The 13679-nt window shown below is 65.9% G+C and carries 14 protein-coding genes; 6 read left to right on the plus strand and 8 right to left on the minus strand.

Annotated features, from left to right (window positions below):
* Nucleotides 1-18: 18 nt before the first annotated feature.
* The 3 genes from IB243_RS07940 to tsaE form a co-directional block, all read right to left on the minus strand.
* Nucleotides 19-351 carry a cupin domain-containing protein gene (locus IB243_RS07940; RefSeq protein ID WP_010463985.1) on the minus strand — a complete coding sequence of 111 codons (333 nt, stop codon included), beginning with the start codon at nucleotides 349-351 and terminating at the stop codon, nucleotides 19-21.
* A 104-nt stretch (nucleotides 352-455) separates the two neighbouring features.
* The gene (locus IB243_RS07945) at nucleotides 456-1895 is read right to left on the minus strand and encodes an N-acetylmuramoyl-L-alanine amidase (protein ID WP_192426137.1); all 1440 of its coding nucleotides are present in this window, start codon (nucleotides 1893-1895) and stop codon (nucleotides 456-458) included.
* Between the two features lie 6 nt (nucleotides 1896-1901).
* Entirely contained in the window at nucleotides 1902-2420 is a 519-nt protein-coding gene (tsaE, locus tag IB243_RS07950) for a tRNA (adenosine(37)-N6)-threonylcarbamoyltransferase complex ATPase subunit type 1 TsaE (protein WP_010463987.1), read from the minus strand.
* A 12-nt stretch (nucleotides 2421-2432) separates the two neighbouring features.
* Between tsaE and queG the strand changes: the two genes are divergently transcribed.
* The gene (queG, locus tag IB243_RS07955; RefSeq protein WP_192426362.1) at nucleotides 2433-3482 is read left to right on the plus strand and encodes a tRNA epoxyqueuosine(34) reductase QueG; all 1050 of its coding nucleotides are present in this window, start codon (nucleotides 2433-2435) and stop codon (nucleotides 3480-3482) included.
* A 78-nt stretch (nucleotides 3483-3560) separates the two neighbouring features.
* Here queG and IB243_RS07960 read toward each other — a convergent pair whose 3' ends face one another.
* Nucleotides 3561-4250: a GDSL-type esterase/lipase family protein gene (locus IB243_RS07960; RefSeq protein ID WP_192426139.1), complete on the minus strand. Its 690-nt coding sequence runs from the start codon at nucleotides 4248-4250 to the stop codon at nucleotides 3561-3563.
* Entirely contained in the window at nucleotides 4247-5152 is a 906-nt protein-coding gene (locus IB243_RS07965; protein ID WP_192426140.1) for an AEC family transporter, read from the minus strand. Before IB243_RS07965 ends, IB243_RS07960 begins: the two co-directional genes overlap by 4 nt.
* 126 nt (nucleotides 5153-5278) lie before the next feature.
* Here IB243_RS07965 and IB243_RS07970 point away from each other — a divergent pair, with 126 nt between their 5' ends.
* From IB243_RS07970 to IB243_RS07980, 3 genes are all read left to right on the plus strand, one after another.
* A complete protein-coding gene (locus IB243_RS07970) occupies nucleotides 5279-6244 on the plus strand; it encodes a tripartite tricarboxylate transporter substrate binding protein BugE (protein ID WP_192426141.1) in 966 nt (321 codons plus the stop codon).
* Between the two features lie 83 nt (nucleotides 6245-6327).
* Complete coding sequence (gene xerD / locus IB243_RS07975) at nucleotides 6328-7227, plus strand: site-specific tyrosine recombinase XerD (RefSeq protein WP_192426142.1); 900 nt, start codon at nucleotides 6328-6330, stop codon at nucleotides 7225-7227.
* Nucleotides 7228-7295: 68 nt separating this feature from the next.
* Nucleotides 7296-8261 carry a tripartite tricarboxylate transporter substrate binding protein gene (locus tag IB243_RS07980; RefSeq protein ID WP_192426143.1) on the plus strand — a complete coding sequence of 322 codons (966 nt, stop codon included), beginning with the start codon at nucleotides 7296-7298 and terminating at the stop codon, nucleotides 8259-8261.
* A gap of 84 nt (nucleotides 8262-8345) precedes the next feature.
* On the opposite strand, the gene IB243_RS07985 is transcribed toward IB243_RS07980, so the two are convergent.
* The 3 genes from IB243_RS07985 to IB243_RS07995 form a co-directional block, all read right to left on the minus strand.
* Nucleotides 8346-9626: an EAL and HDOD domain-containing protein gene (locus IB243_RS07985; RefSeq protein WP_010463994.1), complete on the minus strand. Its 1281-nt coding sequence runs from the start codon at nucleotides 9624-9626 to the stop codon at nucleotides 8346-8348.
* An 85-nt stretch (nucleotides 9627-9711) separates the two neighbouring features.
* On the minus strand, nucleotides 9712-10977 hold the full coding sequence (locus IB243_RS07990; protein WP_029414088.1) for an HDOD domain-containing protein: 1266 nt from the start codon (nucleotides 10975-10977) through the stop codon (nucleotides 9712-9714).
* A gap of 95 nt (nucleotides 10978-11072) precedes the next feature.
* A complete protein-coding gene (locus IB243_RS07995) occupies nucleotides 11073-11876 on the minus strand; it encodes a ferritin-like domain-containing protein (protein WP_192426144.1) in 804 nt (267 codons plus the stop codon).
* 110 nt (nucleotides 11877-11986) lie between these two features.
* On the opposite strand from IB243_RS07995, the gene IB243_RS08000 reads away from it, so the two are divergent.
* Together IB243_RS08000 and IB243_RS08005 are read left to right on the plus strand one after the other, a co-directional pair.
* Nucleotides 11987-12511, plus strand: coding sequence for a gamma carbonic anhydrase family protein (locus tag IB243_RS08000; protein WP_010463997.1), 525 nt, complete (start codon nucleotides 11987-11989; stop codon nucleotides 12509-12511).
* Between the two features lie 55 nt (nucleotides 12512-12566).
* Nucleotides 12567-13559, plus strand: coding sequence for an Hsp33 family molecular chaperone HslO (locus tag IB243_RS08005; protein ID WP_010463998.1), 993 nt, complete (start codon nucleotides 12567-12569; stop codon nucleotides 13557-13559).
* Nucleotides 13560-13679: the final 120 nt, after the last annotated feature.

Below are 13679 nucleotides of genomic sequence, written 5' to 3' on the forward strand. Positions count from 1 at the left end.
GAGATCGTGAACACGTTCTTAACCCGGCCGCAGGCAGATGGTGACCAGCAGCGAGGCGTGCTCCACGGCCTTGAGCGCGTGCAGCGCACGGGGGGCCAGGTGCACAAAATCGCCGGGGTGCAGCCGCTGGATACCCTCTTCGCTGACAAACTCGACCACACCCTCGATGCACTGCACCGTGGCTTCGCCGGGGGTCTGGTGTTCTTTCATGGATTTGCCCACCGGCAGCACCACGCGCATGACTTCGAGCTGGCCCGCTTTGAGAATGGCGGTGGTGATGGCTTCTGGCAGGCGGTGGCCCAGGGGGCGCACGCTGACGATCTGGCCGGATTGGGCGTGGGGTAATGCCATAGCTTGCCTCCTTCCCATCGCTGGGATGGGCGTCGTGATGAAGGCTACTGTGCCTGCACTTGCCCGCCAGTGCAAGGCGCAGGGTACTCCCCGGGCAGCAGGGGTTACACGGAGCGGCTGCGCGCCAGCGGCGGGTTCTTGGCAAAGTAGCGTGTGATGCCGCGCATCAGCGCATCGGCCAGCTGTTCCTGGTAGGCGCTGCTGCGCAGGCGCTTTTCTTCTTCGGGGTTGCTAATGAAGGCGGTTTCGACCAGCACGCTGGGAATGTCGGGCGCCTTCAGCACGGCAAAGCCCGCTTGTTCCACGCGGGGCTTGTGCAGCTTGCCCACGTTGCCGATCTCGCCCAGCAGCACGGTGCCCAGCTTCAGGCTGTCGTTGATCTGTGCGGTGGTGCTCATGTCCAGCAGCGCGCGCTGCACGTGCTGGTCTTTGGACTGCACGTTGATCCCGCCCACCAGATCGGCCTGGTTCTCCTTGTTGGCCAGCCAGCGGGCGGCCGTGCTGGAGGCGCCGCCCTGGCTCAGCGCAAACACGCTGGCCCCCCGGGCGGCGGGCGTGGTGAACGCGTCGGCGTGGATGCTGACGAACAGGTCGGCCTGCACGCGCCGCGCCTTTTGCACGCGAGTGCCCAGGGGCACAAAATAATCGCCGTCGCGCGTCAGGTAGGCACGCATGGGGTTGCCGCCCACGGTGGTGGCGTTGATGCGGTCGCGCAGCAGGTGTGCCACGCGCAGCACCACGTCTTTTTCGCGCGTGCCTGCGGGGCCGATGGCGCCCGGGTCTTCGCCACCGTGGCCGGGGTCCAGCGCCACGATGATGAGCCGGTCAGTCTGTGTGGAGGTGGCTCGAATGCCGGGGCGCGCGGGTTCGGCGGGGGGCGGTGCAGTAGCCACCATGGGCGGCGGCTCGGGTGGGCCGGGGCGCTGGCTGCGTTGTGCAATCAGATCGCCCAGTGGGTCGTGCTCCGGTGGGGCGGGTGCGCGCGCAGCGGCTGCGGCGGTGGTCAGGGGTGGGTTGGGCGCCGGTGCGGCCTTGGCGGGGGCCTCCCGCAGGCGCTCGGCAATCAGTGCCTCCAGCGGGTCCACCGGCGCGGCCGGGTACAGGTCAAACACCAGCCGGTGCTGGTAGGCGGCCACGGGTGGCAGCGTGAACACCTGGGGCATGGCGGCCTGTTTCAGGTCGACCACCAACCGCACCACGCCGGGCGCGTTCTGGCCCACGCGGATGCCGGCGATGTTCGGGTCGTCCGGCTTGACCTTGGCCACCAGCTCGCGCAGCTCGGGGCTCAAGTCAATGCCCTCGATGTCCACCGCCAGCCGGGGCGGCGTGGTCACGAAGAACTGCTTGGCCACCAGCGCACCGTCGGATTCGATGGTCACGCGCGAATATTCGGGGGCGGGCCACACGCGCACGGCCAGGATGGTGGCGCCGCGCGCAATCTGCTGCGTGCCCAGCAACAGAACCAGGCTGCCCGCCTGCAGCACAGCGCGGCGTGACGGAAGGGGGGTAGCGGCGGGGCGGGCGGGCAGGGTGGGTTCGTTCACGGCGTCTCAGAGTGCTTGCAGCAGGCTGCGCCCGATGGCGGTGTGGGCGTGCAGCGTGACCTTCCTTTCGGTGTCATCCATTGCTTCAATGTGGATAGCAAGGTCCGCAAGTGGCGTAAGCCCTGCAGCCTTTTCCGGCCATTCTGCCACCTTGAGGCCGGGGTTGGCAAAAATGTCCCTGAAACCCGCGTCCTCCCACTCGCGTGGGTCGTCAAAGCGGTAGAAGTCAAAGTGCCAGATGGCCAGGCCCGGTGCCTCGTGGGGCTCCACCACCGCATACGTAGGGCTCTTGATGCGGCCCCCAACGCCCAGGGCGCGCAGCAGGTGGCGCACCAGCGTGGTCTTGCCCGCGCCCAGGTCGCCGTGCAGGGTCAGGTAGGCGTTGGCCAACTGCGGCTGCGCTGCAAGCTGGCGTGCAAAGGCGCTGGTGTCATCCTCGCTGTGCCAGGTGATCTGACGGGGTGGTTCTGCCGGAGCGGCAGCGGCGCTTCCTACAATCTGGCCGGTATGTGGTGCAACAGTCAACTCGTTCCTCAAATGCAGGCGTGGGCCCGCGAACTGGGATTTTCCCAAATCGGCGTGGCGGGGGTGGACTTGTCTGCGGCAGAGCCCGGTCTTTCGGCCTGGCTGGCGCAGGGCTTCCATGGTGACATGCATTACATGGCATCGCATGGTCTCAAACGCGCCCGCCCGGCCGAACTGGTGCCCGGCACCGTGAGCGTGATCACGGCGCGCATGGATTATTTGCCCGGAAACACGGGCAGGCAGGCGCCGGGGGCATGGCAGGCGTTTGAATGGGGGCGTCTGGCGCGCCCGCAGGAAGGCATCGTCTCGGTCTATGCCCGGGGGCGGGACTATCACAAGGTGCTGCGCGCGCGCCTGCAAAAACTCAGCGACCGCATCGCCGAGGCCATCGGCCCCTTCGGCCACCGCGTGTTCACCGACTCGGCGCCCGTGCTGGAGGCCGAGCTGGCCGCGCGCAGCGGCCAGGGCTGGCGGGGAAAACACACGCTGGTGCTCAACCGCGAGGCGGGGTCGATGTTCTTTCTGGGTGAGATTTATGTGGACATGGCTCTGCCCGCGAGCGAACCGGTCACGGCCCACTGCGGCAGCTGCAGTGCCTGCATCGACGTGTGCCCGACGCAGGCCATCATTGCGCCGCACCGGCTCGATGCGCGGCGCTGCATTTCGTACCTCACGATCGAACACGCCGGGCCCATTCCTCTGGAGCTGCGCCCGCTGATGGGCAACCGCATCTACGGCTGCGATGACTGCCAGCTCATCTGCCCCTGGAACAAGTTCGCACAGGTCAGCCGGTTGCCCGACTTTGACGAGCGCAAGGGCCTGGCGGGCCAGCAGCTGGTGCACCTGTTTGCATGGGACGAGGCCACCTTTTTGCGCATGACCGAGGGCGGCCCCATCCGCCGCATTGGCCACGAGCGCTGGCTGCGCAACGTGGCCGTGGCGCTAGGCAACGCGCTGCGTGCCACCGGGGATGAAGCGGTGCGTGCGGCGCTGCAGTCCCGCGCCCAGGACCCCAGCGAGCTGGTGCGTGAGCATGTGGCCTGGGCGCTGAATCTTGAGTAAAAATGGATGCTAGCGCTTGATGGATAAGCGCTGGTAGCTATCAAAAAATGAGTATTTGAACCGTGACCTTGTGTGGCTTTACCGTGCCAGCAGTCCGGTGTCCTTGAGCGTTTCCACCAGCCCTTGCGCAAATCGCTCGTAGCCCGCTGCATTGGCGTGGATCTGGTCGGACCGCAGGCGCGCGTCGGCCAGCACGCCGGACCAGCCTTTGCTGTGCAGGGGGATTTTCAGCTCGCTCGCCACTTCTTCGTACAGCGCGTGGTCGCTCAGCCGGCCGGTGGAGGCCGCCAAAAGCGACAGCTCGGGCACGGCCACCAGCAACACCTGGGCGCCAGTGGACTGCGCGTCGGTGCAGATCTGGCGGATGTTGGCGCGGGTGGCGCTGGCGCTCTGGCGGCGCAGGAAGTCGTTGCCGCCGATACCCACGATCACGAGTGCGGGCTGGTGTTTTTGCAGCAGGGCCGGCAGGCGTTCGAGCGCCTGGACCGAGGTGTCGCCCGATACGCCTGCGTTGACCACCTTCCAGCCCGTCAGGCGCGCCAGCACAACCGGGTAGGCGGTGTCTGCCGATGCGCCCACGCCGGAGGTCAACGAATCACCCAGCGCCAGCACCGTGGCACCGGTGGGCACGGCCTGGGCGCGCGGGGCCTTGCGCCCGCAGCCCGCCAGCGGCGGCACCAGCGCGACTGCGGCCAGGCCCGCCATCAGGGTGCGGCGCTGCGCCAAGACCAAGGAGGCGGAACGCGGGGCGGGGTGTGAATCGGTCATCGCAGAAATCCCAGGGCAAATGGCAGGCTGACCATGCCCAGCAGGGTGGACAGCGTCACCAGCCCGGCCACATAGGGGCCGTTGTAGCCCATGCGCGCCGCCAGCACATAGCAGGTGGAGGCCGTGGGCAGGGCCGAGAACGCAAGCAGCATGGTGGTCTGCACCGGGTTCAGCCCGAACAGGCGCGCCATGCCGAAGGCCAGCAGCGGCTGCACCAGGTGCCGGATGGACAACACCGCCACGCTCAGCGCCTTGCCGCGCGAGAGCAATCCAAACTGCAGGCCCGCGCCCGCCGCCATCAGCCCCAGCGCCAGCGATGCGGCACTGATGCGGCTGACCGTGGGGCTGGCCCACTCCGGAATCTGAAAGCCCAGCAGGTTTGCCACCAGGCCCGACACCGTGGCGACGATGAGAGGGTTGCGCACCAGCTCGCGCGCAAAGCTGTGCTGGCCATGCCGCGCCATGGGCCACACGGCCGCCACGTTGAACAGCGGCACACACACGCCGATCAGCACGGCAATCATGAGAAGGCCCTCCGAGCCTGCCAGGCGCTCGGCGATGGCCAGGCCAATGAAGGAGTTGAAGCGGAACGCCACCTGCGCACTGGCAGCGTGGTCGCGTGCGTCGATGTGTTTGCCCAGCCACGGCCAGTGCGGCAGGCTGTAGGCCAGCGCAATGCCCGTGACACCCATGGTCAAACCCGCAGCGATCAGGCCCGACGCGGCGCCGATGTCCACCGGGCTCTTGACGATGGACTGGAACAGCAGCACGGGGAACAGCAGGTAGTACACCAGGCTCTCCACGGGCTGCCACACCGAGCGGTTGAGGGCGGTGTACCGGCAGATTAGGTAGCCGCAAAGGATGAGGGAGAAGTCCGGGATCAGGAGCTGGGCGTAGTTCACGCACCGAGAATACTTGATGCGGGGCAAGTCCTTCGGGTTAGCCCTTATGTGGAATCCGCAGGGCTCCTTGGGGCTGGTTGCGCATACCATCAGCGCTGTTTGTTACCCCGCACGAAGGAGAACTCCATGCATCGTCGTCAATGGCTCGCACTGACCGTACTGGCTACCGCCGCAGGGGCCGCAGCCGCCCAGGGCTACCCCAACAAGGTGATCAAGCTGCAGGTGCCGTTTGCGCCCGGTGGCACCACCGACATCATTGCGCGCGTGATTGCCGACCCGCTGGGCAAAGCCCTGGGCCAATCCGTGATCGTGGAAAACAAGGCCGGTGGCGGTGGCATTGTGGGGGCGTCGGAAACGGCACGTTCGGCGCCGGACGGCTACACGCTGGGCGTGGCCACCGTGTCCACCACGGCGGCCAACCCGGCCATCAACCCCAAGACGCCCTACAACCCGCTGACGGACTTCACGCCCATCATCAACATTGCGGCCACGCCCAACATCATTGCGGTGCACCCGGGCTTCCCGGCCAAGGACTACAAGGCGTTCGTGGCCGAGCTCAAGAAGTCGCCCGGCAAGTATTCGTACTCTTCGTCCGGCACGGGTGGCATTGGCCACCTGCAGATGGAGCTGTACAAGAACCTCTCGGGCACCTTCGTCACGCACATTCCCTACCGCGGTGCGGGCCCCGCCCTGAACGACACGGTGGCGGGCCAGGTGCCCATGATTTTTGACAACCTGCCCTCGGCGCTGCCTTTCATCAAGGAAAACCGCCTCGTGCCCATCGTGGTGGCGGCGCCTCAACGCGTTGCCGCCTTGCCCAATGTGCCCACCTTCAAGGAAATGGGCCTGGAGCCCGTGAACCGCATGGCGTACTACGGCATCGTGGGCCCCAAGGGCCTGCCCAAGGACGTGGTGGACAAGGTCAACGCTGCCGTGCGCAAGGCACTGGAAGACCCGGCCGTGAAAAAACGCATCGAAGACACCGGCTCCATCGTGCTGGGCAACACGCCCGAGCAGTTTGCCGAGCAGATCAAGGCAGAGTTCGCCGTGTACAAGGATGTGGTGGTCAAGCAGAAGCTGACGCTGGAATAACCAGCACCGCATTCCGTCCTGCACAAAGCCGCCCGTTGCCATGGGCGGCTTTTTTCATGGGCTTTACGTGCTATTGTTTTTGGATGCTCACCGCCAGCCTGAACGCGATCGATACCTTTGTGGACGCCCTCTGGCTGGAGGACGGCCTTTCACGCAACACGCTGGCTGCCTACCGGCGCGACCTGACGCTGTATGCGCATTGGCTGGCCGCGCAGCAGCCTGCGCTGGCACTTGATGACACGGCTGAGCACCACCTGCAGGGCTACTTCGCGGCACGCCACGCGCAGACCCGAGCCACCTCGGCCAATCGGCGCCTCACGGTGCTGCGGCGCTACTTTCACTGGGCGCTGCGGGAGCGGCGCATCACGGCCGACCCTACAGTGCGGCTGCAGGCAGCGCGCCAGCCCCTGCGTGTGCCCAAGACCTTGTCGCAGGCGCAGGTGGAGGCCCTGCTGAATGCGCCAGACGTCGGCAACCCGTTGGGCCTGCGCGACCGCACCATGCTGGAGCTGATGTACGCCAGCGGGCTGCGCGTGACGGAGCTGGTGACGCTCAAGACGTTCCAGCTGGGCCTGAACGAAGGTGTGCTGCGGGTGATGGGCAAGGGCAGCAAGGAGCGGCTTGTTCCGTTTGGCGAAGTGGCCCGCCAGTGGCTCGACCGCTATCTGCAGGAGGGCCGCAGCGCCATCCTGGGCGGGCAGCAGACGGACGACCTGTTCGTCACCCAGCGTGGCAGCGGCATGACGCGTGTCATGTTCTGGGTCATCGTGAAAAAATGGGCGCAGGTGGCGGGCGTCACCGTGCCACTGTCGCCCCATACGCTGCGGCACGCGTTTGCCACCCATTTGCTGAACCATGGTGCCGATCTGCGTGTGGTGCAGCTGCTGCTGGGCCACGCCGATATCTCCACGACCACGATCTACACCCATGTGGCGCGGGAACGCCTCAAGTCGCTGCATGCGCAGCACCATCCGCGCGGATAGCGCGGATCGGCACTGGTAGTGCGGCCGTCTGCCGTTTGTATCTACAGCTTGTATTCACAAGGAAATCCATGAAAAAACTGATAACCGGCGCGTTGCTGATAGGCGCTGCCACCCTGGCCGTGGCGCAGGCCTGGCCCACGGCCAAACCCATCCGCCTTGTGGTTGCTTATCCCGCCGGCGGCGTGAGCGACACCGTGGCCCGTGCGCTGGCCGACAAACTCGCGGTGCAGCTGGGCACCCCCGTGGTCATCGAGAACAAGGCCGGTGCGAGTGGCAGCCTGGGCGTGGATGCGGTCGCCAAGGCAGTGCCAGACGGCTACACCCTGGGCTTTGCGGCGGTGAGCCCGCTGGCGCTCAATCCGCACCTTGGCAAATCTCCATTCGATCCCCACAAGGACATTGCACCGGTCGTGAGCGTGATGTATTCGCCCGTGCTGCTCCTCGGAACCTCGGCCAGCAAGGCGGGGGATTTCAAGGAACTGATCGCCACCGCACAGGCCCGGCCCGGTGCCGTGCGCTGGGCCACCTCGGGGCAGGCGTCGCTGGGCCACATCATGGTGGAGCAGATCATGGGCAAAAGCCAGGTGCAGATCACCCATGTGCCCTACAAGGGCGGTGGCCAGCAGATGAACGACGCGCTGGGCGGGCAGTTCGAGGTGCTGTCCACCAATGCGGGGCCTGCCGTGCTGCAGCACATCAAGGCGGGCAAGCTCAAGCCACTGGCGGTGGGTGCGCCGGCACGGCTGGATTCGTTGCCCCAGGTGCCTACGCTGGCGGAGCTGGGTCAGCCCGCCGCCAACCTGTCGTCGCTGTTCGGCATCTATGCGCCAGCACAGACGCCCGCCGCTGTGCTGGAGCGCATCAACACCGAGGTGAACAAGGCGCTGGCATTGCCTGACATCCGCAGCAAGCTCGAAGCCACGGACAACGTGCCGACCGGTGGCACGGCGGCGGAGTTCGCGCGCCAGATCGCGCAGGAGTCGGAGAGCAATGCGCGCATCATCCGCGCGGCGGGCATCCAGGGAAATCAATGACCGCCTGAAAAACGAAGGGCCCTGGATGGCCAGGGCCCGTGCAGGCGAATGCAAGGAGCGAGGAGCGCTCCCGCCCCCGGGAGGCTAGTCTTCGTTGAGGCTCTCGGCCCAGGTCAGGGCCTGCAGGTGGGCCCAGTTGACCTGGCGGTTGGACAGGTGCAAGGCATCGGCTGCCTTGGCAAAGGCCACTTCATCACCACTTTCGCAGGCCTTGGTCAGCTCCAGGAACGGGGCAAACACACCGGTCCCGCGCAGCAGGGCATCCATCACGGGCTCGGGCAGGGCGACGGATTCCAGCGCCTTTTCAATCGGAACCCCCAGCATGGTGTCGAGCAGGGAGAACACGCCCACGACAAAGGCGTTGTCGCAGTCTTCGGGCGGCAGCAACTCGCCGGCCAGCAGCTCCATGAGGCGCCCGCGCACCACGGCGGTCTGGCCCACAGCGGGTGGTGCCCCTCCGGCGCGGGAGGTGGTCATCAGCAGGGCTGCCCAGCGGAAAAGCTTCTTGAGGCCCAGGATCATCACGGCATGGCGGAACGAGGTGATCTCGCACGACAGGCCAAAACCCGAGGAGTTGATGAAGCGCAGCAGGTTGAAAGACAGCGTGGGGTCTTTCTTGAGCAGGTCTTCGATCTCCGCCGTGCTGGCCTGTTTGCGCACCAGGTTGATGAGCTGGATGATCGTGGCCTGCGAAGGGCGGATGGTGGTGGCCTTCACCAGCGAGGGGCGTGCGAACCAGTAGCCCTGGAACAGTTTCACCCCCAGGTCGCGCATCATTTCGTACTGTTCGGCGGTTTCCACCTTTTCGGCCACCAGCGTGGCCTTGCTGTGGGTGGTGGAAAACTTGACCAGCGGTCCCGCCAGCTCGGGCTTGAAGGCCTGCATGTCCAGCTTGATGAAAGACGCCAGCGGCAACCAGCTGGTGTAGGCGCGGCGCAAGGCCTGCTGGTCGAACGCCAGGCGAAAGCCGCGGGTGCGCAAGGCTTCCAGTGTGGGGATGCGGCCTTCGATTTCCTCGGGCGTGGCGCTGTCTGGCAGGGGGGGGACTTCCAGCACCACCTTTTCGGGGTGGATCAGTTCGAGGTGTCCACCCGAAAGGCTGTCATGGGTGCAGTTGATGAACACCGTCTTCTTGCCGACCAGGGCCTCGGTGCCAGCGTACGACAGGGCGTTGAACAGCAGGGCGGCATCGCTGGCCGCCGTGTGCGCATCCGAGGCGGTGGACCGGTCAAACAGCTCATAGCCATAGACGGCGCGGGATTCGTCCACGATGGCCTGGCGCGCGATGATGGCAAGGTTTTCGTCCACGGGGTCAACCGCAGTCGGTGCAGCTTCGGGGGCGTCTTGTTCAGGTGTGGTCGACATGGGGTCCGCGGTGGTGAAGTGCTGGGCGCTGCAATGATTCTAGACCGGCACGCGGCGCTCGCCTATGAATCAATGTGTGGAGCACTCAGGCAGCGAGCTGGTCGGCCCAGGCCAGGGCCTGAAGGTGCGCAAAGTTGATCTGCTGGCTGGTCAGGTGCAGCAGGCCCGCCGTGCGGTCAAAAACGACATCGTCGCTGGACTCGCAGGCTTCGGCCAGGGTCAGCAGGTCTCCCAGGAAGCCTTCGCGCCGCAGCAACGCCGCCGCCACGGGCTCGGGCACGTTGAGCAGGCCCAGCGCGGACTCCATGGGCATGGACAGCATCACGTCCAGCAACGAGAAAATGCCCACCACAAAGGCCTGGTCGGCTTCCTCGGGCGGCAGGGTCTCCAGGGCCAGCAGTTCCATCAGGCGGCCGCGCTCGACGGCGGTCTGGCCCACCGACGACGGCGTGCCGCTGGTACGCGATGCCGTGAGCAGCAGCGCCGCCCAGCGGAACAGTTTCTTGAGCCCCATGAGCATGACGGCCTGGCGAAAGGATGTGATCTCGCGCGTCAGGCCAAAACCCGCGGAGTTGATCAGGCGCATCAGGTTGAAGGCCAGGCCGGCGTCCTTCTTGAGTGTGTCCTCGATGTCATCGGTGCTGGCCTGTTTGCGCACCTGGTTGATGAGTTCGATGATGCTGGCCTGCGACGGGGTGAGCAGCTTGGCCTCCACCAGCGCGGGGCGAGCGAACCAGTAGCCCTGGAACAGCTGCACTCCCTGGCTGGACACCATGTCGTACTGTTGGGCGGTTTCCACTTTTTCCGCGATCAGCTCGGCCTGGCAATGGCGGCCTGCATAGCTGATGAGCACCGCCAGCTGGTCGGCGGCCAGCACCGAAAGATCGAGCTTGATGTAGTCCGCCAGCGGCAGCCACGGGGCGTAAGCCGACTGCAGCACCGTGTGGTTGAACGCTAGGTGAAAACCCCGGTCGCGCAGCTCTGCCAGGATGGGCATGCGCGTGGCAACTTCTTCGGCCGCCGTGTGGCCCAGCGGGGGGATTTCCAGCACCACCTTGTCGGGCTCCACCAGTTCGAGGTGGCCCCCGGAAAGGCTTTCATGCGTGCAGTTCACGAAGATGAGCTTCTTGCCCACCAGTTCTTCGGTGCCCGCGTGTGAGAGCGCCGTGAAGACCAGGATCACATCGGTGGCGGCCGTATGCGCCGCACCGCTGCGCGAGCGATTGAACAGCTCGTAGCCAACCACCACCTGCTGCGCATTCACGATGGCCTGCCGCGCGATCATGGCGACGGAGGTCTGGCTGCCGGAGGGGGGGGCTGGGGGGGTTCCGGGGGCGGAGGGTGAGGTCATGGTGGGAGTATCGAAGAAAGAGGGGCCAGTGTCAGTGGTGCCTGGCGCGGCGGATTGTAGGAGCCGCTGCCGGCCCGCGCTGTAACCACAGGAATTCAGATTTGCTGGAGCCAGCGCAACTCGTTGTCGGTGAACCCTGCCTTGCGGCGGGCGGTTTCGTTGAACGGTGGTTTCAGGCGTGGGGCCTCGTACAGCTTGACCAGGGTGCCGTAGTGGGCCTCCGGGTCCACCCCTTGGCGCTCGCACAGCCAGCGGTACCAGTGGTTGCCGATGGCCACATGGCCCACTTCGTCGCGCAGGATGATGTCGAGAATGTCCACGGCGGCCAGCGCGTCGGGCGTGCCCACCTGGCGCAGCTTGGCCTGGATCTGCGGCGTCGCGTCCAATCCGCGGGCCTCCAGTGTGCGCGGCACCAGGGCCATCCGGGCCAGGATGTCGTGCTGGGTCTTCTCGCACATCGTCCACAGGCCCTGGTGGGCCGGAAAGTCGCCATAGTCATGCCCCTGGCTGCGCAGGTGGTCGCGCAGCAAGCGGAAGTGCCGGGCCTCTTCGCCAGCCACAAGCATCCAGTCGGTGTAGTAGTCGCGGGGCATGCCATCAAAGCGCCACACGGCATCCAGCGCCAGATTGATGGCGTTGAACTCAATGTGCGCAATGGCGTGAATCAGGATGGCTCGCCCCTGTGCGGTGGCGGGCGAACGGCGGGCGACGTCGGTATGGCGAAGCAGCGACGGCCGCTCGGGCCGACCGGGCAGTGCGCTGGCGTCCGATGGGGGCGAGGGGGCTTTTTCTGCTACTGAAAATATAGCTGCTTGCGCATGCAGATCCAGCGCTGCAGCCGCTTTTTGTTCAGGGTCGGCGAGGCACAAGACCTGCAATGCACGGTGGCGAAGCTCCATCCTTACAATTCTAGGCCCTGCCATTCGGAACACTGCGCACGCTTTGTAACGACTGGCGACTTCCCTGGGCTTGCGCAAACGCTGGCCTTTCCCCTTTTTCGGAGTGGTGCATGGCGATTTACGAACTCGATGGCATGGTGCCCCAGTTGGCTGCATCGGCCTGGGTGGCGGACAGCGCCCAGGTGATGGGCAATGTGGTGCTTGGCGAAGACACCAGCGTGTGGTTTGGCACGGTGATCCGGGGTGATACGGAGACCATCACTATTGGTGCCGGTTCCAACATCCAGGATGCCAGCGTGCTGCACGCCGACATTGGCAAGCCCCTGGTGGTGGGCGAGCGTGTGACGGTGGGCCACCAGGTCATGCTGCACGGTTGCACCATCGGCGACGAGTCGCTGATCGGCATTGGCGCCGTGGTGCTCAATGGCGCGAAGATCGGCAAAAACTGCCTGGTGGGCGCGGGTGCGCTGGTCACCGAGGGCAAGGAATTCCCGGATGGTTCCATGATCATCGGCAGCCCCGCCAAGGCGGTGCGCGAACTGACCCCCGAGCAGATCGAAGGCCTGCGCGAGAGCGCCCGGCACTACATCGACAACGCCCGCCGTTACCACAACGGCCTGCACAAACTCGCCTGAGCAGCGGCCGCTTTCTTTCGTTGCTGCGGCCCATTTTTTCTCCTGGAACCCCTGCGTGTCTGAACTCCACAAGTTTCTTTTCGAAGGCCTGCCCGTGCGTGGCATGGTCGTGCGCCTGACCGATGCCTGGACCGAAATCCTGCGCCGCCGTGCGGGCAACACCGCCAACGGCGCTTACCCCGCACCCGTGAGCGAGCTGCTGGGCGAAATGGCCGCTGCAGGCGTGCTCATGCAGTCCAATATCAAGTTCAATGGCGCGCTGGTGCTGCAGGTGTTTGGCGACGGCCCCGTGAAACTGGCTGTGGCCGAAGTGCAGTCGGACCTGAGCCTGCGTGCCACGGCCACCCTCAATGGCGAAGTGCCAGAAGGCGCACCGCTGAGCCAGATGGTGAATGTGGGGGGCGGTGGCCGCTGCGCCATCACGCTGGACCCCAAGGACCGCCACCCCGGACAGCGGCCCTATCAGGGCGTGGTTCCGCTGTACGGCGACCGCCACGAGAAGCTGGAGCGCCTGTCCGACGTGTTGCAGCACTACATGCTGCAATCCGAGCAGCTCGACACCATCCTGGTGCTGGGCGCCAACGACCAGGTGGCCGCCGGCCTGCTGATCCAGCGCATGCCGATCAAGGGCGAGGGCAACCTGGCCTCGGGCCTCTCGCACCGCGAGAACGAAGACCAGATCGGCCACAACGAAGACTACAACCGCATTGCCCACCTGGCCGCCAGCCTGACCCGCGAGGAACTGCTGACGCTGGATGTGGACACTATCCTGCGCCGCCTGTTCTGGGAGGAAAAGCTGCTGCGCTTCGAACCCCAGCAGGGTGCCAGCGGACCGCGTTTTGCCTGCACCTGCAGCCGTGAGCGCGTGAGCAACATGCTGCGCAACCTGGGCATCGAAGAAGCCGAGAGCATCCTGGCAGAGCGCGAGGACATCGAGGTGGGCTGCGAGTTCTGCGGCCAGCAGTACCGCTTCGATGCGGTGGATGCCGCACAGATTTTTCTGCCACCCACCGCCACCCAGCCGCCGGGGCCGACCGGCATCCAGTAGGCGTCCCAGCGCCCGTTGCCGCCATGGAGCTGCAGCGGCCGGCCGAGGCATCGGGCGGATGACCATCGTTGACAATCGCGCGCGTTTTCCCCCGCTCTGCGCGCCTAAGATGGGCGCCTT

Origin of the sequence: Acidovorax sp. ACV01 (assembly GCF_014851495.1) — a bacterium.
Taxonomy (GTDB): domain Bacteria; phylum Pseudomonadota; class Gammaproteobacteria; order Burkholderiales; family Burkholderiaceae_C; genus Acidovorax; species Acidovorax radicis.